This window comes from Streptomyces violens (assembly GCF_000717745.1).
Classification (GTDB): Bacteria; Actinomycetota; Actinomycetes; order Streptomycetales; family Streptomycetaceae; genus Streptomyces; species Streptomyces violens.
Window position 1 is genome coordinate 127,727 of record NZ_JOBH01000015.1, and the last position, 20,560, is coordinate 148,286.

At 72.4% G+C, this 20,560-nt stretch carries 19 protein-coding genes; 9 read left to right on the plus strand and 10 right to left on the minus strand.

The window, feature by feature from the left end:
- Both IF04_RS0127210 and IF04_RS0127215 read left to right on the plus strand, forming a co-directional pair.
- A complete protein-coding gene (locus tag IF04_RS0127210; RefSeq protein WP_030263415.1) occupies window positions 1-822 on the plus strand; it encodes an IclR family transcriptional regulator in 822 nt (273 codons plus the stop codon).
- A gap of 330 nt (window positions 823-1,152) precedes the next feature.
- The gene (locus tag IF04_RS0127215) at window positions 1,153-1,632 is read left to right on the plus strand and encodes a flavin reductase family protein (RefSeq protein WP_245654522.1); all 480 of its coding nucleotides are present in this window, start codon (window positions 1,153-1,155) and stop codon (window positions 1,630-1,632) included.
- Between the two features lie 9 nt (window positions 1,633-1,641).
- Here IF04_RS0127215 and IF04_RS0127220 read toward each other — a convergent pair whose 3' ends face one another.
- Window positions 1,642-3,753 carry a SpoIIE family protein phosphatase gene (locus IF04_RS0127220; protein ID WP_245654523.1) on the minus strand — a complete coding sequence of 704 codons (2,112 nt, stop codon included), beginning with the start codon at window positions 3,751-3,753 and terminating at the stop codon, window positions 1,642-1,644.
- Between the two features lie 191 nt (window positions 3,754-3,944).
- Here IF04_RS0127220 and IF04_RS0127225 point away from each other — a divergent pair, with 191 nt between their 5' ends.
- The gene (locus IF04_RS0127225) at window positions 3,945-4,808 is read left to right on the plus strand and encodes a serine/threonine protein kinase (protein ID WP_051831607.1); all 864 of its coding nucleotides are present in this window, start codon (window positions 3,945-3,947) and stop codon (window positions 4,806-4,808) included.
- Window positions 4,809-4,905: 97 nt separating this feature from the next.
- Here the strand turns inward: IF04_RS0127225 and IF04_RS0127230 are convergent, their stop codons facing one another.
- Window positions 4,906-5,250 (minus strand): STAS domain-containing protein, encoded by a 345-nt coding sequence (locus tag IF04_RS0127230; protein ID WP_342668223.1) that lies wholly within the window; start codon window positions 5,248-5,250, stop codon window positions 4,906-4,908.
- A 734-nt stretch (window positions 5,251-5,984) separates the two neighbouring features.
- Here IF04_RS0127230 and IF04_RS0127235 point away from each other — a divergent pair.
- On the plus strand, window positions 5,985-7,346 hold the full coding sequence (locus IF04_RS0127235; RefSeq protein WP_030263429.1) for an NAD(P)/FAD-dependent oxidoreductase: 1,362 nt from the start codon (window positions 5,985-5,987) through the stop codon (window positions 7,344-7,346).
- A 33-nt stretch (window positions 7,347-7,379) separates the two neighbouring features.
- Here IF04_RS0127235 and IF04_RS0127240 read toward each other — a convergent pair whose 3' ends face one another.
- Window positions 7,380-7,754, minus strand: coding sequence for an ArsR/SmtB family transcription factor (locus IF04_RS0127240; protein ID WP_030263431.1), 375 nt, complete (start codon window positions 7,752-7,754; stop codon window positions 7,380-7,382).
- A 173-nt stretch (window positions 7,755-7,927) separates the two neighbouring features.
- Here IF04_RS0127240 and IF04_RS0127245 point away from each other — a divergent pair, with 173 nt between their 5' ends.
- The 4 genes from IF04_RS0127245 (at window position 7,928) to lnt (ending at window position 14,261) form a co-directional block, all read left to right on the plus strand.
- Window positions 7,928-9,898: a heavy metal translocating P-type ATPase gene (locus IF04_RS0127245; protein ID WP_030263435.1), complete on the plus strand. Its 1,971-nt coding sequence runs from the start codon at window positions 7,928-7,930 to the stop codon at window positions 9,896-9,898.
- Between the two features lie 132 nt (window positions 9,899-10,030).
- Window positions 10,031-11,959: an ABC transporter ATP-binding protein gene (locus IF04_RS0127250; RefSeq protein WP_037960827.1), complete on the plus strand. Its 1,929-nt coding sequence runs from the start codon at window positions 10,031-10,033 to the stop codon at window positions 11,957-11,959.
- An 82-nt stretch (window positions 11,960-12,041) separates the two neighbouring features.
- Window positions 12,042-12,533, plus strand: coding sequence for a nuclear transport factor 2 family protein (locus IF04_RS0127255; protein ID WP_030263441.1), 492 nt, complete (start codon window positions 12,042-12,044; stop codon window positions 12,531-12,533).
- Window positions 12,534-12,641: 108 nt separating this feature from the next.
- Window positions 12,642-14,261 carry an apolipoprotein N-acyltransferase gene (lnt, locus tag IF04_RS0127260; protein WP_051831609.1) on the plus strand — a complete coding sequence of 540 codons (1,620 nt, stop codon included), beginning with the start codon at window positions 12,642-12,644 and terminating at the stop codon, window positions 14,259-14,261.
- Here the strand turns inward: lnt and IF04_RS0127265 are convergent.
- The gene (locus tag IF04_RS0127265; RefSeq protein ID WP_030263447.1) at window positions 14,233-15,138 is read right to left on the minus strand and encodes a Gfo/Idh/MocA family protein; all 906 of its coding nucleotides are present in this window, start codon (window positions 15,136-15,138) and stop codon (window positions 14,233-14,235) included. The genes lnt and IF04_RS0127265 overlap by 29 nt on opposite strands.
- A gap of 266 nt (window positions 15,139-15,404) precedes the next feature.
- Between IF04_RS0127265 and IF04_RS0127270 the strand changes: the two genes are divergently transcribed.
- Window positions 15,405-15,920, plus strand: coding sequence for a DinB family protein (locus IF04_RS0127270; RefSeq protein ID WP_030263449.1), 516 nt, complete (start codon window positions 15,405-15,407; stop codon window positions 15,918-15,920).
- A 41-nt stretch (window positions 15,921-15,961) separates the two neighbouring features.
- Here the strand turns inward: IF04_RS0127270 and IF04_RS0127275 are convergent, their stop codons facing one another.
- The 6 genes from IF04_RS0127275 to IF04_RS0127300 all read right to left on the minus strand — a co-directional run bounded on the left by IF04_RS0127275 (window position 15,962) and on the right by IF04_RS0127300 (window position 20,559).
- The gene (locus IF04_RS0127275; protein ID WP_030263451.1) at window positions 15,962-16,447 is read right to left on the minus strand and encodes a hypothetical protein; all 486 of its coding nucleotides are present in this window, start codon (window positions 16,445-16,447) and stop codon (window positions 15,962-15,964) included.
- A gap of 149 nt (window positions 16,448-16,596) precedes the next feature.
- Entirely contained in the window at window positions 16,597-17,274 is a 678-nt protein-coding gene (locus tag IF04_RS0127280) for a uracil-DNA glycosylase (RefSeq protein WP_030263453.1), read from the minus strand.
- Between the two features lie 252 nt (window positions 17,275-17,526).
- Entirely contained in the window at window positions 17,527-18,279 is a 753-nt protein-coding gene (locus IF04_RS0127285; RefSeq protein WP_030263455.1) for an SDR family oxidoreductase, read from the minus strand.
- A gap of 46 nt (window positions 18,280-18,325) precedes the next feature.
- Window positions 18,326-19,087 carry a 3-oxoacyl-ACP reductase FabG gene (fabG, locus tag IF04_RS0127290; protein WP_030263459.1) on the minus strand — a complete coding sequence of 254 codons (762 nt, stop codon included), beginning with the start codon at window positions 19,085-19,087 and terminating at the stop codon, window positions 18,326-18,328.
- A 255-nt stretch (window positions 19,088-19,342) separates the two neighbouring features.
- Window positions 19,343-19,738, minus strand: coding sequence for a DUF3037 domain-containing protein (locus tag IF04_RS0127295; protein WP_030263462.1), 396 nt, complete (start codon window positions 19,736-19,738; stop codon window positions 19,343-19,345).
- On the minus strand, window positions 19,735-20,559 hold the full coding sequence (locus IF04_RS0127300) for a HipA family kinase (RefSeq protein WP_030263466.1): 825 nt from the start codon (window positions 20,557-20,559) through the stop codon (window positions 19,735-19,737). The genes IF04_RS0127295 and IF04_RS0127300 overlap by 4 nt, the downstream gene beginning before the upstream one ends.
- Window position 20,560 lies beyond the last annotated feature (1 nt).

Sequence of the window (20,560 nt, forward strand, 5' to 3'; positions counted from 1 at the left end):
GTGGCTGACAACCGGAGGGACAAGAACGCCGACGCCTCCGGCGAGAACCGCGGCGTCTCCGTCCTGCACAACGGCATATCCGTACTGCGCACGTTCAGCGCCGCGGAACCACTGCTGGGCGTCACGGACATCGCCGCCCGCATCGGCCTCCACAAGAGCACGGTCTCCCGCCTCCTGGCCACGCTGGAGAAGGAGGGGCTGGTCGAACGGGACCCGGAGACCCGGCGGTTCCGGCTGGGTCTGGGGGTCATCGCCATGGCGGGCCCGCTCCTGGCCGACCTCGACGTACGCCGGGTCGCCCATCCCGTCCTGCAGGAGCTGGCCCGGCGCACCGGCGAGACCTCGGCGCTGATGCTCTGGAACGGTTCCGAGTCGCTCTCCGTCGAGCAGGTGCCCAGCCGCCACGAGGTCAAGCACACCACCCCGCTGGGCACTCGGTACCACACCGCGCACAGCGCCTCGGTACAGGTCTTCCTCAGCCGGCTGACCGAGGAGCGGGCCCGCACGCTGCTCACCAACGGCACGCTCGTCCCGCCGGGCCGGGACGACGACACGGCCCTGAACATGTATCTCCGGCGTCTCCGTGAGGCCCGGGAGCGCGGCTACGCCGTCAACTACGGGGAGACCAGCCTGCAGGAAGTGGGCGTCGCCGCACCGGTGTTCGACCACCGGGGCGACCTCGCGGCCGCCGTGCTGGCCTCGGCGCCGCGCTTCCGCGTCTCCCCCGACCAGCTGCCGGTGCTCGGCGACGCCGTGCGCGCCGCCGCCGACATGGTCACCGAGCGGCTCGGCGGCCACCGCCCGGCGGGCGACGGCGGCTGATCCACAGCGGCTGGTGCACGGCCGACCGGCACGGCGATCCGGTCCGTGAGGCTCTGCCCCGGGTTTCCCTGACCCGGGGCGGATTTGGGACCGTGTACGGGAGGGGACCGGGGGAACTCGACAGCACCGCGCGGCAGTGGCCTGCGGCGCGGGGGCCCGGCGGCGACGGTCCACCGTCGAGCCACAGCGCGGCGGCCCGCCCGCGCCGGACCGGTCGAGGTGACCCTGATGACGACAACAGCACAGCCCAGAGCGACAGTCGAGCCCAGAGCGGCGGTACCGCCGGGAGCTACCACGCAGGCCCCTTCGCCCGAGGAAATGCGGCGGGCCATGGGGGCGTTCGCGACCGGGGTGACGGTGGTGACCGCGGTGGACGGCGGCGAACCCGTCGGATTCACCTGCCAGTCCTTCGCCTCGGTGTCCCTGACTCCCCCGCTGGTGCTGTTCTGCGCCGACCACCGGGGACGCAGCTGGCCCCGCATCCGGGCGGCCGGCCGCTTCACGGCCAATGTGCTCGCCGAGGACCAGACCGAGCTGTGCGCGCGCTTCGGGTCGCGCGCCGGCCGGAAGTACGAAGGACTCGGCTGGGACCTGTCCCGATGGGGCACGCCGTCGCTGCGCGGGGTCCTCGCGCGGGTGCACGCCGAGATCACCGCCGTGCACGGCGCAGGCGACCACGATGTGGTGATCGGGCGCGTCCTCGCGGTGGAGACCGCCCGCGAGGCCCGCCCGCTGCTCTTCTTCCGCGGCCGGTTCATCAGAACCGTGGCCGCCGCTCCGCCTCCGGGCCGGCCTCGGCCACTGCCCTGATGAACCGGTTCACAGCACGGTCGTCGAGCCCTCCGGTTCCTGGCCCTCCGGCCCCGGCAGCCGGGCGGCGATCACCGCGATGTCGTCGTTGCTGGTGGCGGACGGGCCCTCGATCAGGGCGCGGCAGAATTCGTCCAGCGGCTCGTCGGCGAGCCGCGCGGCGTGCCGGCGCAGCCGTTCCAGGCCCTGGTCGATGTCCTCGTCGGCACGTTCCACGAGACCGTCGGTGTAGAGCAGGACGATGCTGCCCGGCGGCAGCGGTTCGGTGGTGCTGGCCCGCTCCCTGTCCGGGGCCAGCCCGCCGAGCATGATGTCCTGCGCGGCCTCCAGGAACCGTGCCTCGCCGTCGGCCGTGACCAGCAGCGGCGGCGGGTGCCCCGCGACGCTGAAGTGCAGCTGCCGCGGCCCGCCGGACTCGCCCTCGATGCGCGCGTACACACAGGTCGCGGTGCCCTCCTCGGTGTCGAGGATCTGGGTGCTCACGTCCAGCCTGCGCAGGATGTCGCCGGGCGGCTCCTGCCGGTCGACGACCAGGCCGCGCAGCATGTTGCGCATCTTGCTCATCGTGACGGCGGCGGTCAGGTCGTGGCCGGCGACGTCTCCGATGATCAGCGTGGTGGCGCCGTCGGGCAGTACGAAGGAGTCGTACCAGTCGCCGCCGACCTCGTCCGCCATGGTGCTGGGCGTGTACCGGGCGACGATCTCCAGGCCGTCGACCGCGGGCGGATCGGTGAGCAGGCTCCGCTGCAGCGCGAGGGCGATGCGCTGGGTGTGCCGGAGCTCCAGGGCGTGGCTGAAGACCGGCAGGGACTGGTCCAGTACGGCCCGGATGAGGCCGAGTTCGTCGCGGCTGAACGGTTCCCGGCCGCGGCAGGCGTAGACGGTGAACACCGCGTGCACGCTCCCCGCGACGGTGACGGGGAACATGACGATGTCGTGCACCCCCGCGTTCTCCGCCCAGCCCTCCACGCCGGGCGGCACCTTCGCGGGCGGTACGGGGCCGGGGCCGAGGGTGCGGTGGACCGGACGGTGTTCGCGGATCGCCTGGTCGAAGGCCGAACCGGGTGTCACCCGTTCGGGGCGCAGCGGAGCCACGGCCGTCGGCAGCCCGTCCCGGATGGTGGCGGAGATCCGGTGGATGACCCGCCCCTCCCGCTCGGTGCCCGGCTCGCCCTCGGGAAAGAGGTACACCCCGCAGGCGTCGGCCAGCTCCGGCACGATCACCCGTCCCACCGCCGCGAAGGCATGGTCGGCGCGGGCCGACTCGGTCACCGCGGCGGACGCCCGCACCAGCAGCTCTTTGCGGCGCTCCGCCAGCCACTGGTCCTCGATGTCGGCACAGGCGCCGATCCACTCCACGACCCGGCCCGCCTCCCTGACGGGCACCGCGCGCAGCTCGCAGTGGCGGTGGCAGCCGTCCTTGTGGCGCAGCCGGAAGCGGTGCTGGAACAGGTCCGGCACCTCCCGGACCGCGCGCCGCCACGCCTCGGCGAGCGCAGCGCGGTCGTCGGGGTGCGCGGAGTCCAGCCAGCCGTCGCCCCGCAGCTCGTTCCACGACATGCCGGTGACCTGCTCCCAGCCGGGGCTGCGCTCGATGAGGCGGCCGTCCGGGCCGGTGACCCAGACCTTCTGCGCGCCGGCCGTGACCAGGCTCTGGTACCGGTGGAGCACCCGCAGCCGCTTCTCCGAGAGCAGCCGGGCCCGCTCCTTCGCGGTGACCTCGCCGGTGACCTCCATGGCCACCAGCAGCACGCCCACCTCCTCCGGCTCCCCCACCCGGCCCTCGGGCAGGGCCCGGGAGAAGCTGATGCTGAACCAGCGGTCCCGTACCTCGCCCCGCGCGTCCTCGATCCGTACCGGCCTGTCGGGGCCGATCTGCACCGGCTCACCCGTCCGGTACACCTGATCGAGCAGCGCGAAGTGCTCCCGCTGCTCCAGTTCGGACAGTGCCTCGCGGGCGGGCACGCCGAGCGGCCGGTTCCCGAAGAGCCGCCGGTAGACGGCGTTGGTGTACGCCAGAACGTGGTCGGGCCCGTGGAAGACGGCCACGGCCACCGGCGCCGGGTCGAACACGTCCAGCGCCGGGATGCCGGGTCCCTCACCGTCTGGCTGCTCGGTCACCATCACGCCCACTTCCACGTCGCGTATGCATTATTTCTACTCAATTGCGGGCGTTCCCGTCGGGCGAGACGCGTGATCGGGTGGGCCGGGTGCGGGGCTCTCGGGCGGGCCCCGATGCAGGCCGGCTGGAAATAGCCGGCCGGGCCCGCGGCGGCCCAGGGCCTCCCGGGCCCGCTGGCAGGATGCTGGGCATGACCGACCATCCGCTGCTCGGAACGTATGAGGTGGCCGCCGTCGAGCCGTATCTCGCCCGGGTGGGTGAGGTGTTCGCGGCCGGGCCCGTGCACGACTCGGGGTGCCGTGCATACGGCGTGCGGCTCCCGGACGGGGAACGCTGGTGCGTGAAGGAGGCGCTGACAGACGCGGCGCAGCGGTCACTGGACCGCGGCTGGGTGTTCCACCGTGCGGTACGGCATCCGGTGATCGTCCCGCACGTGCACCGGTGGCAGGTGGGCGAGCGGACCGCCGCCGTACTGCCCTGGCGGGACGGTGAGCCGCTGTACCACCGCGCCCCGGCCCGCGTCCCCGGAGAGCCCCGGGGCGCCGCGCTGGCCCGCTTCCGGGCGCTGCCCGTGGAGCGGGTGCTGGCGGCGCTGGACCTGATCCTGGACGCGCACCTGGCGGTCGAGCAGGCCGGGCACGTCGCGGTGGACTTCTACGACGGGGCCGTGCTGTACGACTTCGCGACGCACACCCCGCACCTGATCGACCTCGACGAGTACCGCCGCGGCCCGTTCGTCCTGCAGGGTGACCGGCTGCCGGGTTCGCGGCGGTTCATGGCGCCGGAGGAGTGGGTGCGCGGGGCGGTCATCGACGTCCGTACGACGGTGTACACGCTCGGGCGGACGGCGCGGCTGCTGATGGACGCGGGCGACGAGGAGCGGGCGTGGCGCGGCACGCCGCGGCAGCGCGCGGTGATAGCCCGCGCCACCTGCGCCGATCCGCCGCACCGCTTTCCGAGCGTGCGGCAGTTCGTCGGGGAGTGGCGGGCGGCGAGCAGCGAGGTGCCCGCCGATCCGCACGAGCCCCTTGGCCGCGGCGAGTTGATGCATTAATCTACCGGGCAGAAATGGTGCATTAGTGCATCGAGGAGGGTGCGCGCACCACCAGGCAGACAGCCAGGAAGGGCAGCGAGCCGTGGAGAGCGACCGGTCAGGCGATGGCGTCGTCGGACGTCGTGCCCAGCGGGTCGAGCGCGGAGAGCAGATCCGAGTGGATCTCGAAGACGTCGAGGAGGCCGGTCAGGCGCAGCAGCCGGACGACACTGGGACTGCCGTCGTCCGAGACGATCCGCAGCCGCCCCTCGCGCGACAGGATCCGCAACCGCGCCCGGCACAGCAGCGACAGGCCGCCGCAGTCCATGAAGGTCACCCGGCGCAGGTCCACGACCAGGTCGGGGCGTCCGGTACTGGTGAGCACGTCCATGCGGTCGATCAGGCTGATCCTGGCAAGGATGTCCAGCTCCCCGCTCAGCTCCATGACCGTGGTGCCACCCACGGCCCTTTCCCGGCCCCTGAAGGACCGCCTCTCTTCGGCCATCCCCGTCCCCACTTCACTGTTCGGCCGAGACGCGCGATAGCGCCGTACACCGGCGATGGAGTCTTGCGGAGGTGGGGGACACCCGCGGAGTAAAGTCGCGCAACGACCACCGTCGGCGTTCGGGAATCCGCGCCGCGCCGGCCGTCGGCAGGGTCCAGGTCATCGGCCGGTCCGTTTACGTGTCTACGGTGTACCCGGCTCCGCTGGCCCGAGTCAACAACTTGGTTGTACCAGAAAGTTGTTGACCCCCTTCCGCCACTCTTCGCCACCCCTCGCGCTCCGCTCCCTCGGCCGCGTGCACAGGAGGAAGACTCGCTGTTCCGCGCATTGCCCGGCGATGCGGGGAGCGTCCGCGCACACGGATGTGCGCCGACGCCCCCGCCATCCCCCGTACGGCGCTCCCCGGCGCCGCGGCCACCATCCTGCCGCCGCGGCGGTCCCGGGAGAAGCATCTCCCGATACGTCTTCCGTGCGCATTGATGAGCCGCTGCTTATCAATACGCCGGACGGTGTCAAGGAACGGGTGCATGGGACCGCCGCCGGCGGGGCACCCGGCGCATCTGGAAACGCCGGTACTCACCCGGTCGCACGACCCCGGCCGCGGCCCGATGGCGGGCCGGAGGGGTGCGTGCCAGCGTGTCCAGGGGTGGCGCCGCCACCGGGCCCCTGCTGCCGATCTTGCGAGGACCGTGATGGAACGACCCAGAGTACTGATCGTGGGCGGCGGCTTCGCCGGCGTCGAGTGCGCCCGCGTCCTGGAGCACGGCCTGGAGGCCCGCGAGGCAGAGCTGACGCTGGTCTCCCCCACCAACTACCAGCTCTATCTGCCACTTCTGCCGCACCTGGCGGCCGGCGTGGTCACCCCCCAGTCCATCGCCCCCTCCCTGCGCCGCATCCTGCACCGGACGCGGCTCGTACCGGGCGGTGTGATCGGCGTGGACACCGCCGCCAAGGTCTGCGTGGTCCGCCAGATCACCGGCGAGACCGTCAACCTCTCGTACGACCACCTCGTCCTCACCCCCGGCTCCGTCACCCGGACCTTCGACATCCCGGGCCTGACCGAGCACGCGCGGGGCATGAAGACGCTCGCCGAGGCCGCGTACATCCGTGACCACGTCATCGCCCAGCTCGACATCGCCGCGTGCTGCGCCGACCCGGCCGAGAAGGCCGCGCGGCTGCAGTTCGTGGTGGTCGGCGGCGGTTACGCGGGTACGGAGACGGCGGCGTACCTGCAGCGGCTGACCAGCGCGGCGGCGGAGCGCTACGCGGGGCGCATCGAGCCCGACGAGATCAAGTGGCATCTGATCGACATCGCGCCGAAGCTGATGCCGGAGCTGGGCGATCGGCTCGGTACCAAGGCGATGGAGCTGGTCCGCCACCGCGGCATCGAGGTGTCGCTCGGGGTGTCGGTGGAGTCGGTCACCGAGGACACCGTGACCTTCACCGACGGCCGGGTACTGCCCTGCCACACCCTCATCTGGACGGCCGGCGTCGCCGCGAGCCCACTGATCGGCACGCTCGGCGCGGAGACCGTGAAGGGCCGGCTGGTGGTGCACGCGGACCTGTCGGTGCCGCGGATGCAGGGCGTGTGGGCCTGCGGTGACGCCGCCGCCGTGCCGGACATCACCAAGGAGGGCGGCGCGGTCTGCCCGCCCACCGCGCAGCACGCGCAGCGCCAGGGCAAGCACGCCGCGAAGAACATCATGGCCTCGCTGCGCGGCGGGCTGAGCACGCCGTACAAGCACAAGGACCTGGGGCTGGTGGTCGACCTCGGCGGCACCGACGCGGTGTCCCGGCCACTGGGCAAGGAGCTGGTCGGCCTGCCCGCGCAGGTGGTGGCACGCGGCTACCACCTCATGGCGCTGCGGACCGGCACCGCGCGGTTCCGCACCGTCGCGAACTGGCTGCTCAACGCCACGGCGGGCGACGATTTCGTACGGACCGGGTTCCAGTCGGGCCGGGAGGCGACGCTGCGCGACTTCGAGCGTACGGACGCCTATCTCTCGGCGGATGCCGTACAGGCGCAGACCGGCGGCGGGCGCCGGAACAGCTGACGGCCGGATGGGAGCGGCGCGGCCGGGCGGCCCTCAGAGCTGCTCGGCCGCGTCGTCCACCGGGAGGTCGCGGGCGCCCAGCCGCAGGTGCTCGATGTGGTAGACGGCCTCGTCCAGGAGCTGCGCGACGTGGTTGTCATAGAGGCTGTAGACGATGCGGCGGCCCCGGCGGGCGCCGGTGACCAGGCCCAGCGCGCGCAGCAGCCGCAGCTGGTGGGAGACGGCCGACTGCTCCATGCCCACCGCCTCGGCCAGCTCGCCCACGGGGCAGGCCCCTTGGCGGAGCCGGGTGAGGATCATCAGGCGTGACGGCGTGGCCAGCGCCTGCAGTGTGGCGGCGATGGTCGCGGCGGACTCCGCGTCCAGATGCTCGGCCGGCGTGACCCGGGCGTCGACTCCATGTCCCATGCGCCCATCGTAACGACCGGCATACTTGAAGACCTCTTCATGTATTCGGCTATGGTGGCGGTGACGCACACGCATGAAGATGTCTTCATGCGTGCGTGGAATTCGTCCCCGTCCGCACCGTCGTCCGCCGGCCCCGCCGCGCGGACGTCTCCGCTCTCCGAGGTGTCCTCCCCATGGCTTCCACGCTGGCCGACGAGCCCACGGCCGCCGCCACCGCGCCACCGCCACCGGCCCCCGCGGCACTCCCCCGCCGCACCAGGCTCTTCGCGCTGCCCGAGGTCCGCTGGGCCGCGCTCGCCCTGCTCGCCTTCCTGATCGCCTTCCCGCTCGACCTCATGGGCGCGCCCGCCTGGGCGTGGGGCCCGCTGTACGCGGTCTGTTACGCGGCGGGCGGCTGGGAGCCGGGCTGGGCGGGTCTGACGGCGCTGCGCGAACGCACCCTTGATGTCGACTTGTTGATGGTGGTGGCAGCGATCGGCGCCGCCGCCATCGGCCAGTACCTCGACGGCGGCCTGCTCATCGTGATCTTCGCGGTCTCCGGCGCGCTGGAGGCCCTGGCCACCCGGCGCACCGAGGACTCCGTACGCGGCCTGCTCGACCTCGCGCCGTCCACCGCCGTACGGCTGACCGCCGACGGCGAGGAGACCGTCGCCGCCACCGCGCTGGCCGTCGGTGACACCGTCCTGGTACGCCCCGGCGAGCGGCTCCCCGCCGACGGCACCGTGCTCGACGGCGCGAGCGAGGTGGACCAGGCGTCCATCACCGGCGAGCCGCTGCCCGCCGAGAAGCGCACCGGCGACACGGTCTTCGCGGGCACCCTCAACGGCACCGGCGCACTGCGCGTCCGCGTCGACAAGGACGCCTCCGAGTCGGTCATCGCGCGCATCGTGACGATGGTCGAGGAGGCCAGCGGTACCAAGGCGCCGACCCAGCTGTTCATCGAGAAGATCGAGCAGCGGTACTCGGTCGGCGTGGTCGTCGCCACCCTCGCGCTCTTCGCCATCCCGCTGGCCTTCGGCGCGGACCTCACCTCGACGCTGCTGCGCGCCATGACCTTCATGATCGTGGCCTCGCCGTGCGCCGTCGTGCTGGCCACCATGCCCCCGCTGCTCTCCGCCATCGCCAACGCCGGGCGGCACGGCGTCCTCGTGAAGTCGGCGGTGGCGATGGAGCGGCTGGGCTCGGTCACCCGGGTCGCGATGGACAAGACCGGCACCCTCACCGAGGGCACCCCGCGGGTCGCCGCCGTCCGGGCGCTGCCCGGCTTCGGCGAGGACGAGGCGCTGGCGGCGGCCGCGGCGGCCGAGCTGCCCAGCGAGCACCCGCTCGCCCGCGCCGTGGTCACCGCCGCCCGCGACCGCGGTCTGCGGCTGACGGACGCCGAGGACTTCTCCTCCGTACCGGGCCGGGGCGTGCGCGCCGAGGTCGGCGGGCGCACGGTCCGGGTGGGCTCCCCGGCGGCCCTGCTGTCCGACGACGAGGGCACGGCGGCCGCCCGTAAGGCGGTTTCCGAGTACGAGGAGGACGGCCACACCGCCGTCGTCGTACTGATCGATGACGCGCCCGCCGCCGTGCTCGCGCTCGCCGACCGGCTGCGCGCCGGCGCGCCCGGGGCCGTGGCCCGGCTGCGCGCGCTGACCGGCGCCGAGCCCGCCCTGCTGACCGGCGACAACGCCCGTACGGCGGCCCGTACCGCCGATGAGTCGGGCATGACCGACGTACGGGCCGGGCTGCTGCCCGAGGACAAGGTGGCGGCCGTACACGCCTGGCAGCGGGAGGGCGAGCGCGTACTGGTCGTGGGCGACGGCGTCAACGACGCGCCCGCGCTGGCCGCCGCCGACAGCGGCGTGGCGATGGGCCGGGCCGGTTCGGACCTGGCGCTGGAGACGGCCGACGCAGTGGTCGTGCGGGACGAGATCGGCGCCGTGCCCACCGTCGTGGCGCTCTCCCGGCGCGCCCGGAAGCTGGTGACCCAGAACCTCGTCATCGCGTCGGTGTGCATCGGCGGCCTGGTGATCTGGGACCTGGCGGGCCATCTGCCGCTGCCGCTGGGCGTACTGGGGCACGAGGGATCGACGGTACTGGTGGGTCTGAACGGGCTGCGGTTGCTGCGGGCCTCGGCTTGGCGCCGGGCGGCGGTCTGAGAACCGAGGGGTACCTCTCCCGGGTGTCTGCGAGGGAAGCAATTGACCTCAACATTGGTTGAGGTCATAGCTTCCTGATGTGTCGCCGGTCATCCCGACCGCGACGGATGACCGCGCACCCGGAGGTCCGCGATGGACATGGAAGTCACCGCCTGGCATTCGCTGCACAGCACTGTCACCGCGCAACAGGACAAGCGGCCTTTCTCGCGCGGGACCGTGCGCCGCATCGCGGCCTTCGCCCGGCCGCACCGCCGCCTCATCGCGGCGTTCCTGCTGCTCAGCACCGTCACGGCCATGCTCGCCGTGGCCACTCCGCTGCTCGCGGGCCGGGTCGTGGACGCGATCGTGCACCGCTCCTCCACGGAACTGGTGCTCGGCCTGTCCGGGCTGATCGCCGCCATCGCGGTCGCCGAGGCGGGCCTCGGGCTGCTCACCCGCTGGCTCTCCGCGAACATCGGCGAGGGCCTGATCCTGGACCTGCGCACGACCGTGTACGACCACGTCCAGCGGATGCCCATCGCGTTCTTCACCCGTACGCGTACAGGCGCCCTGGTCAGCCGGCTCAACAACGACGTCATCGGCGCGCAGCGGGCGTTCAGCGACACGCTCTCGCAGGTCGTCGGCAATCTCGTCACGCTGATCCTGACGCTGGTCGTGATGCTGGGCCTGTCCTGGCAGATCACCCTCGTCGCCCTCGTGCTGCTGCCGGTGTTCGTCCTGCCGGCGCGGCGCGTCGGGCGGCGCCTCGCGCAGCTGCGCCGGGAGGCCGCCACGCACAACGCCACGATTGACACGCAGATGACCGAGCGGTTCTCCGCGCCCGGCGCGACGCTGGTCAAGCTCTTCGGGCGGCCCGAGCAGGAGTCCGCCGAATTCGCCGTGCGGGCCCGTCAGGTGCGGGACATCGGCGTCCGTACCGCCATGGTGCAGACGTTCTTCGTCACCGCGCTCACGCTCGTCTCCGCGCTCGCGCTGGCCGTCGTCTACGGGCTCGGCGGCTACTTCGCCCTGCGCGGCAGCCTGGAGCCCGGCGCGATCGTCTCCCTCGCCCTGCTGCTGACCCGGCTGTACGCGCCGCTGACCGCGCTGTCCGGCGCCCACGTCGAGGTCATGAGCGCCCTGGTGAGCTTCGAGCGGGTCTTCGAGGTACTGGATCTGAAGCCGCTCATCAGCGAGAAGCCGGACGCCCGCAAGGTTCCCGACGGCCCGCTGGCCGTGGAGTTCGACGGCGTACGCTTCGGCTACCCCGCCGCCGACAAGGTCTCCCTGGCGTCCCTCGAAGAGGTCGCGACGCTGGACACGAGGGGCGGCGACGAGGTCCTGCACGATGTGTCCTTCCGGGCCGAGCCGGGCCAGATGGTCGCGCTGGTCGGCTCCTCCGGCGCCGGCAAGTCCACCATCGCGCAGCTGCTGCCGCGGTTGTACGACACGGACGAGGGCGCCGTACGCATCGGAGGCGTCGACGTGCGCGACCTGTCGGCCGCGTCCCTGCGCAACACCCTCGGCATGGTCACCCAGGACGGCCACCTCTTCCACGACTCGCTCCGCGCGAACCTGCTGCTCGCCCGGCCCGAGGCCACCGAGGAGGAGCTGTGGGACGTACTGCGCCGGGCCCGCCTGGACGGCCTGATCGCCTCGCTGCCGGACGGCCTGGACACGGTCGTCGGCGAGCGCGGGTACCGGCTCTCCGGCGGTGAGCGGCAGCGGCTCACCATCGCCCGGCTGCTGCTGGCCCGCCCCCGGGTGGTCATCCTCGACGAGGCCACCGCGCACCTGGACAACACCTCCGAGGCGGCGGTGCAGGAAGCGCTGACCGAGGCGCTGGCCGGCCGCACCTCCCTGGTGATCGCCCACCGGCTGTCCACCGTGCGGGCCGCCGACGTCATCCTCGTGGTCGAGGACGGCCGGATCGTGGAGCGCGGCAGCCACGAGGCGCTGCTCGCGGCGGGCGGCCGCTACGAGGAGCTGTACCGCACCCAGTTCGCCGAGTCCCCCACCGCTTCGTCCGTCGATTCGTCCGTCGATTCGCCCGCCGCGCAGAAGGCGGCGGCCGTCAACTGATCGCGGTCCCGGCGTACGGTCACGACATCACCGGCCGGTCCCGCCTCTTGGCGGCGACCGGCCGATGCCGAACACTCGGAGGGTGACCCAGCGCGCTGAACACTCGACCGTCATGGACCGCCTCGCGATCGACGACCTCATCACCGGTTACGCCCACGCCGTCGACGACGGCGACTGGCCCGCGTACCGGGAGCTCTTCACCAAGGACGGCCGGGCGGACTACCGCTCGGCCGGCGGCATCGAGGGCGGCTGCGAGGAGATCGCCGGCTGGCTCGCGGAGATGATGCGGCACTTCCCCGTCCGCCAGCACCTGATCGTCAACCGCCGAATCATCCTCTGCACCCAGGACAGCGCCCCCGGCGACACCGCCACCGTACGCGCCGACTACCTCAACCCGATGCGGCTCGCGGACCCGGCCGGCGCCGTCCCCGCCGACCACGGCGCGATGGCCCCGAACTACACCTGCGGCGGCCGCTATGCCTTCACCGTCCACCGCACCCCGGAGGGCTGGCGGCTGGCGGAGGTCGTCGTCCATGAGAAGTGGCGGCAGGTGGTGCCGGCCGGGAAGGGGTGAGGCGGCCTCCCCCGCACGGCTCTCTCCTGCACGTGAGCCGCCGCGCCCCCTGTGCGTGATCGCCGTCGTGGCGCACACTGGGCGTCCGACCCGAGAGGGGGACACGGTATGCGCCGCCCGGCAGGCCGAGAGGACAGGAGCCCCGGCTCCCTCCGGTGGCGCGCCGTCGCCGCCGTGGTGGCCAGCGCGCTGCCGGCCCTGTGCTTCCCCGCGCCCGCGCTCTGGTGGCTGGCGTACTTCGCCCTGGTCCCCTGGCTGGCCCTCCTGGCCTCCGCCGCCACGCCCCGGCGCGCCGCCCTGGAGGGCTGGCTGGGCGGCACCGGCTTCATGCTGGCGATGCACCACTGGCTGCTGCCGAGCCTGCACGTCTTCCTGCTCGTACTGGGCGCACTGCTCGGCGCGCTGTGGGCACCCTGGGGCCTGCTCGTCCGCGATCTGCTGCGGGGCCGCCCGGGGCCCGCGCGGTGCGCTGCGGCGCTGCTGCTCGTGCCGTGCGGCTGGCTGCTGATCGAGCTCGTGCGGTCCTGGGAGTACCTGGGCGGGCCGTGGGGCGTGTTCGGCGCGAGCCAGTGGCAGGTGGCGCCCGCGCTGCGGCTCGCCTCGCTCGGCGGCGTCTGGCTGCTGACGCTGCTGCTCGTCGCCGTGAACACCGCGCTGACCGTGCTACTGCTGTCCCCCGCAGCGCGCCGGACCGCGCTCGGCGGGCTGCTCGCGGTCGCCGTCGCGGCGGGCGCCGCCTGGGCCTGGGCGCCGCGCCCCGAGCCCGTCGGCACGGCCCGGATCGCGGTGGTGCAGGCGGGCGTGGTGGTGGGGCCCGACGCCCGGTTCGCGCGGGGCGAGCAGCTCACCCGTACGCTCAAGGGCCGCGGCGTGGACCTGGTGGTCTGGGGCGAGAGCAGCGTCGGCGCCGACCTGACCCGCCGCCCGGACCTGCGGGCCCGGCTGGCCGCGCTCTCCCGCGAGGTGGACGCCGAGCTGCTGGTCAACGTGGACGCCCGGCGCGCCGACCGCCCCGGTATCTACAAGTCGTCCGTACTGATCGGCCCGGACGGCCCGACCGGCGACCGCTACGACAAGATGCGGCTGGTGCCGTTCGGCGAGTACGTACCGGCCCGCTCACTGCTCGGCTGGGCGACGAGCGTCGGCAAGGCCGCCACCGAGGACCGCCATCGCGGCACCCGTCAGGTCGTCATGGCGACGGGCCCGGACTCGTCACCGGGCCTGCGGTTCGGTCCGCTCGTCTGCTTCGAGACGGCGTTCCCCGACATGAGCCGGCGGCTGGTCCGCGACGGCGCGGGGCTGCTGGTCGCGCAGTCCGCGACCTCCTCCTTCCAGCAGAGCTGGGCCCCCGAACAGCACGCCTCACTGGCCGCACTGCGCGCGGCCGAGACCTGGCGCCCGATGGTGCACGCGACGCTGACCGGGGTCAGCGCGGTGTACGGGCCGGACGGCACCCCGGTCGGCGAGCAGCTCGGTACCGACCGGGCCACCGCCGCGGTCTACGCGCTGCCGCTGGCCCACGGCACCAGCCCGTACGTCCGCTTCGGCGACTGGCCGCTGTACGTGGCCCTGCTCGCGCTCGCCGGATACTGCCTGCGGGCGGGCGTACGGGCGCTGCGTCCGCCGTCGGCCCGGACGCCGGGCGACCGGAGCCGCGACCTGCCCACCCAGCCGCCCGCCACCCGCACGCTCCGCTTCCTCAGGCGCCCTGGCCCGACACCTCGGTGAGCACCCGCTCGCACAGCTCGTGGGTGTGCAGCGCGTCCTCGGCGGTCAGCAGCGTCCCGGCCCGTACCGCGTCCAGGAAGGCCAACGCCGCCTGCTCGATGCCGCGCTGCCGGGCGACCGGCACCCAGTCGCCGCGCCGCCGGACGCTCGGCTGCCCCTTGTGGTCGATCACCTCGGAGAGGTTGATCACCTGGCGCTTGGTGTCCTGCCCCGAGACGTCGAGGATCTCCTCGGCCGAGCCGCTGAGCCGGTTCATGGTGCCGATCGCGGAGAACCCGTCACCGGACAGGTGCAGGACGACGTGGTGCAGCAGCCCGTCCCGTACCCGCGCCCGTACGTGCACGTCATCGATGGTCCCCGGCGCCAGGAAGCGCAGCGTGTCGACGACGTGGATGAAGTCGTCCAGCACGAGGGTGCGCGGGTCCTCGGGCAGCCCGACGCGGTTCTTCTGCAGCAGGATCAGCTCGCGCGGATGCTCCAGGCACTGCGCGTACCCGGGCGCATAGCGCCGGTTGAAGCCGACGGCCAGGCTGACGCCGCGGTCCGCGGCCCGCCGTACGAGCTGCTCGCTCTCGGCGTAGTGGTAAGAAATCGGCTTATCGACATAGGTCGGCACGCCGGCTTCTATGAGGCGACCGACGATCTCCGGGTGCGCGACGGTCGGCGCATGCACGAACGCCGCGTCCAGCCCCGCCGCAAGCAACGAATCCAGGTCGGCGTGGCGCTGCCGCGCGGTCAGGTGGAGGGTGTCGGCGACCCGGTCGAGGGTGGCCGGAGTACGGGTCTGCACGTGCAGCTCGACTCCGGGCTGCACCCCGAGCACCGGAAGGTACGCCTTCCGCGCGATGTCGCCGAGGCCGATGCAGCCTACCTTCAAGGGGGTTCACCTCTGGTGTGTCGATCTGATGTGCCGGTTGCTTCTGTGCCGGTCGTACGCCCCGATCCGTCGAGCGGGCGCGCGAGCGTGCACGGGAGCGTACGAGCGTGTACCGGGAGCGTACGTGGCCGCGCGGAGTTGCGAGCCGCCGGGCGGGGCCGCGCGGCTCATCCACGGCCGCGCCCCATGGCGCAAAATTGCGGGCCATGCACACCGAACCGGGAAAAACCGGGTCGGCGCGCGCCGCAGCGGCCATGCTGGGCGGCATGACCACATCCGATCCAGCACGCACCATTCCCATCGGCACCGGCGACGAACTCACGCAAATGGTGCGCTGGCTGGACTACCACCGCGCGACCCTGGCCACCAAGTGCGCGGGCCTCACCGAAGAAGAGCTGCGCACCGCTTCCGTACCGCCCTCCGAGCTGACCCTGCTCGGCCTGCTGCGCCACATGGCGGAGGTGGAGCGGCACTGGTTCCGGCGGATCATGACCGGCGAGGACCTCCCGTGGATCTACTGCGACGAGGAGGACTGGGACCGCGACTGGCACTTCGGCGAACAGGACACCGCGGCCGATGCACTGGCCACCTGGCAGTCGGAGACAGAGCTGGCCACCAAGGCAGCAGAGGGCCGCACACTGGACGAGCCGGCCCCGGGACGGCCGCCCGGCAAGGAACTGACGCTGCGCTGGATCTACCTCCACATGATCGAGGAATACGCCCGCCACAACGGCCACGCGGACTTCCTGCGCGAGCGGCTGGACGGCGACACGGGGGTCTGAGGGCCGACCGGGCGCCGCCCGCCAGGAGCAGTGACCGCCCGCTAGGAACGGTGGCCGCCCGCGCGGTCCAGTCGTCGCTGGAGGCATTCGATGTCGGCCCGGATGCCCTGGCGGTGGGGGTCGTCCTCCAGGGCGTCCAGCGCCGTACGGGCGCGGCCCAGCTCCCAGCGGGCCTCGGAGTGCCGGGCGAGCCGGGCGTAGTCAGCGGCGAGGTCGAGATGGAGCGCGGGCAGCAGCGCCCGCAGCTCGGTCCGGCCGGCGTCCGAGTGGCCCCGGCTGCTCTGAGCCACACTCAGCGCCCGCAGGTCCCAGCGCAGTTCCTCCAAAGGGCTGTCCTGGGTGTCGGCCAGATAGTGCGCGAGCGTGCAGCGCTGGTACGCGTCGGCGCACGGCCCGAGCTCCTGCCACAGCGCGGTCATCCGCTTACGGGCCTCCTCCCGGTCGCCACCGCGGTGCAGCATGACGGCCTGCCCGATCCTGGTCAGGACGCCGTGCCCGGCCGTCGCCCCGTGCCGCCTCTGTGCCACTGCGCTCACCCGCGTCCGTACGCCGCCTCACCACCTACTCCCCCGACGCTAACCGCGCCCGCCACCCCCGGCACGACAAGCCCCCCAGACGGCCCCGAGCCCCCGGCCACCGGGACCACGCCCGCCCCGGCCCCCGGTATGCACCCCACTCACCCCAGGTCCGGAATCCGCCAGTCGATCGGTGTGTGCCCCTGGGCCGCGACCGCGTCGTTTATCTGGGTGAAGGGGCGCGAGCCGAAGAACTTCTTGGCGGAGAGCGGCGAGGGGTGCGCGCCCTGCACGACCACATGCCGCTGGCCGTCGATCAGCGGCAGCTTCTTCTTCGCGTAGTTCCCCCACAGCACGAACACCGCCGGGTCGGGCCGGCTCGCCACCGCCCTGATCACCGCGTCGGTGAACTTCTCCCAGCCCTTGCCCTTGTGGGAGTTGGCCTCGCCGGCGCGCACCGTCAGTACGGCGTTCAGCAGGAGCACGCCCTGCTGGGCCCAGGGCATCAGATAGCCGTTGTCGGGGATCGGCGTGCCGAGCTCGTCGTGCATCTCCTTGAAGATGTTGCGCAGGGACGGCGGGGTCCGGACGCCGGGGCGCACCGAGAAGCACAGACCGTGCCCCTGGCCCGCGCCGTGGTACGGATCCTGGCCGAGGACGAGCACCTTCACCTGGTCGTACGGCGTGGCGTCCAGCGCGGCGAAGACCTCCTCGCGCGGCGGGTAGACCGGCCCCCGAGCGCGCTCCTCCTCGACGAAGGCCGTCAGCTCCTGGAAATAGGGCTTGGTCAGCTCCTCGCCGAGTACGCCGCGCCAGGACTCGGGCAGCATGTCGGGCATCACGTCAACGACCTCCGGGTGGGTTCCGCATCTCTCACTGGAGAACCTACCGGCGACCACTGACAACGCGTCCCGCCGGGCCTCACCCTGTGGATAACTCGCCATCGCGGACGAGAACGGCGAACGACGGCGGACGTGAAGGAGACCGACGAGAACTGCCGGTGGCGGCGGCCCCTCGGGACCACCGCCACCGGCAGCAGAACTCCGCACCCGGCGGAGCGAAGCGTACGAGCAAACCGTACGTACGAGCCCTCAGACCCCGGCGTTCAGGAAGCGCCCGCCGTCGATCACGAGGTTCTGGCCGGTGATCCAGCCCGCGTCGTCGGACAGCAGGAACGCCGCGGCACCGCCGATGTCCTGCGGTACGCCGAGCCGCGCCATCGGGTACTGCGCCGCCGCCTCCGCCTCGCGGTCCTCGTACAGCGCCGCCGCGAACTTCGTCTTGATCACGGCGGGCGAGATCGAGTTCACCCGTACGACGGGCGCGAACTCGTGCGCGAGCTGCTGCGTGAGGTTGATCATCGCGGCCTTGCTCATGCCGTACGCGCCGATGAAGGGCGAGGCCGAGACGCCCGCGATGGACGCGATGTTGACGATCGCCCCGCCGTTGTCCTTCTGCCACGCCTTCCACGTCTGCTGGGCGAAGCCGAGCGCGGAGACCACATTGGTCTCGTAGACCTTGCGGGCGACCGCGAGGTCCAGCTCGGCGATCGGCCCGAACACCGGGTTCGTACCGGCGTTGTTGACGAGGTAGTCGACCCGGCCGAAGGCTTCCATGGCCTGCTCGACGGCGGCCGCCTGGTGGGCCTCGTCGTGCGCCTTGCCGGCCACGCCGATCACCCGGTCGGCGCCGAGCTTCTCGACGGCCTCCTTGAGGGCGTCCTCGTTGCGGCCGGTGATCACGGCCCGGTGGCCGCGCGCGAGCACGGCCTCGGCGACGCCGTATCCGATGCCGCGGCTGGCGCCCGTGATGAGGGCGACCTTGGCGTTGTCCTGCTCAGTCATGTCCGATTCCGATCCCTTACGGCTACGTCGGCGGCTGCGTGTCGGGTCAGTTGAGCGGGCCACCGGCCACGTACATGACCTGGCCTGAGACGAAGCCGGCCTGCTCGCCGGTGAAGAAGGCGATGGCGTTGGCGATGTCCTCGGGCCTGCCGACGCGCTGGACGGGGATCTGGGTGGCGGCCGCGGCCTGGAACTCCTCGAAGCCCATGCCGACCCGCTCGGCGGTGGCCGCGGTCATGTCGGTGACGATGAAGCCGGGGGCGACGGAGTTGGCGGTGATGCCGAACTTGCCGAGCTCCTTGGCGAGCGTCTTGGTGAAGCCCTGCAGACCGGCCTTGGCGGCCGAGTAGTTGACCTGGCCGCGGTTGCCGAGCGCGGAGCTGGAGGAGAGGTTGACGATCCGGCCGAACTTCGCGTCCACCATGTGCTTCTGGCAGGCGCGGGACATCAGGAAGGCGCCGCGCAGGTGCACGTTCATGACCGTGTCCCAGTCGCTGTCGCTCATCTTGAACAGCAGGTTGTCGCGGAGCACGCCGGCGTTGTTGACCAGGACGGTCGGCGCGCCCAGCTCCTCGGCGACGCGCGCGACGGCGGCCTCCACCTGTGCCGAGTCCGACACGTCGCAGCCCACGGCGATGGCCTTGCCGCCGGCCGCGGTGATCTTCTCGACGGTGTCCTTGCAGGCCGCCTCGTCCAGGTCGAGTACGGCGACGGCGCGGCCCTCGGCGGCCAGGCGCACGGCGGTGGCGGCGCCGATGCCGCGGGCGGCGCCGGTCACGATGGCTACGCGCTGCTCGGTGGTGGACATGCGGGGTTCTCCTCACCTCGAAAGCGGCTCACCGCTCCCGGAAGGCGGGTGAGCAACCGCTTAGTCGCTTCAGCAGAGCTGACGCTAGAAGCCGGGGCACTCCGTGTCAACGCCCCACCGGCCCCCGTTACACACCTCACCTGCGGCATCGAACGGCCGCGGGCGGCCACGGAAAGCCCCGCACCCGCCCGCACTCCCCCGTAGCGGACACGGAAAGCCGGGCGCCTGCCCGTACTCCCCGTATACGCCTCGTCGTCACCGCACCAACAGGTCCAGCAGCCGCTCCGCCTCCTTGGTGGGGTCGGCCGTCAGCCCGGTGTGCACGGGCCCCGGCTGCACGATCGTGCTGCGCGGCGCGATCAGCCAGCGGAACCGCCGGCCCACGTCGTCCCCGGCCGCCTGCCCGGCCCGCTCGCCGCCGTGGCAGATCCCCTCGACGGCACCGAGCGCCGCCCGTACGCCCTCCACGTCCACCGAAGGATCCAGGGCGCGCAGCCGTGCCTCGTCCAGATGCGTACGCGCCTCTACGAAGCGCCGCGCGTGGCAGTAGACGACCACGCCCGCGTTGATCATCTCGCCCCGCTCGACCCGGGGTACGACCCGCAGCAGCGCGTACTCGAAGACGTCCCGTCCGTTGTGCAGTCCGCTCACTTCACTGCCCTCCGCGGAAGCTTGCCGGCCAGCCAGCCCGGCGCCTGCGAAGGCTTGTCCTCCGTACGCTCACCGATCCTGATGTTGTCGCTGATCACTCCGGCCCGCGCCAGCAGCGTCTTCACGTAGGCCCGCCGCACTTCCTCGGCCGAATCGAACCCCGGCTCGTCCACCAGCCACTCGTCCGGCACATCCGCGACGACCTCGGTCAGCAGCTCCTCGGTCACCTTGGGCGCGAACTCCTCCGCCGCCCCCGCCACGTCCGGCCCGAACGTCGCCAGTACATGATCGGAGGCGTCGTACGGCTTCAACGCCGCCTTCTCCGCGCCCGCCCAGTTGTGGTGCCAGATCATCGTCGCACCGTGGTCGATCAGCCACAGCTCCCCGTGCCACACCAGCAGATTCGGATTCCGCCAGGACCGGTCGACGTTGTTGATCAGCGCGTCGAACCACACCACGCGCCCCGCCTCGCGGGCGCTCACCTCGAAGGCCAGCGGATCGAAGCCCAGCGAACCGGGCAGGTAATCCATGCCCAGGTTCAGCCCCCCACTCGCCTTCAGCAGCTCCTGCACCTCCTGATCGGGCTCGCTCAGCCCGATCACCGGATCCAGCTGCATCCGCACCAGATCCGGCACCCGCAACCCGAGCCGCCGCCCCAGCTGCCCGCACACCACCTCGGCAACAAGCGTCTTCCGCCCCTGCCCGGCCCCGGTGAACTTCATGACGTAAGTACCCAGGTCGTCTCCCTCGACGATCCCAGGCAGCGACCCGCCCTCCCGCAGCGGTGTCACATAACGAGTCGCAATGACTTCTGTAAGCATT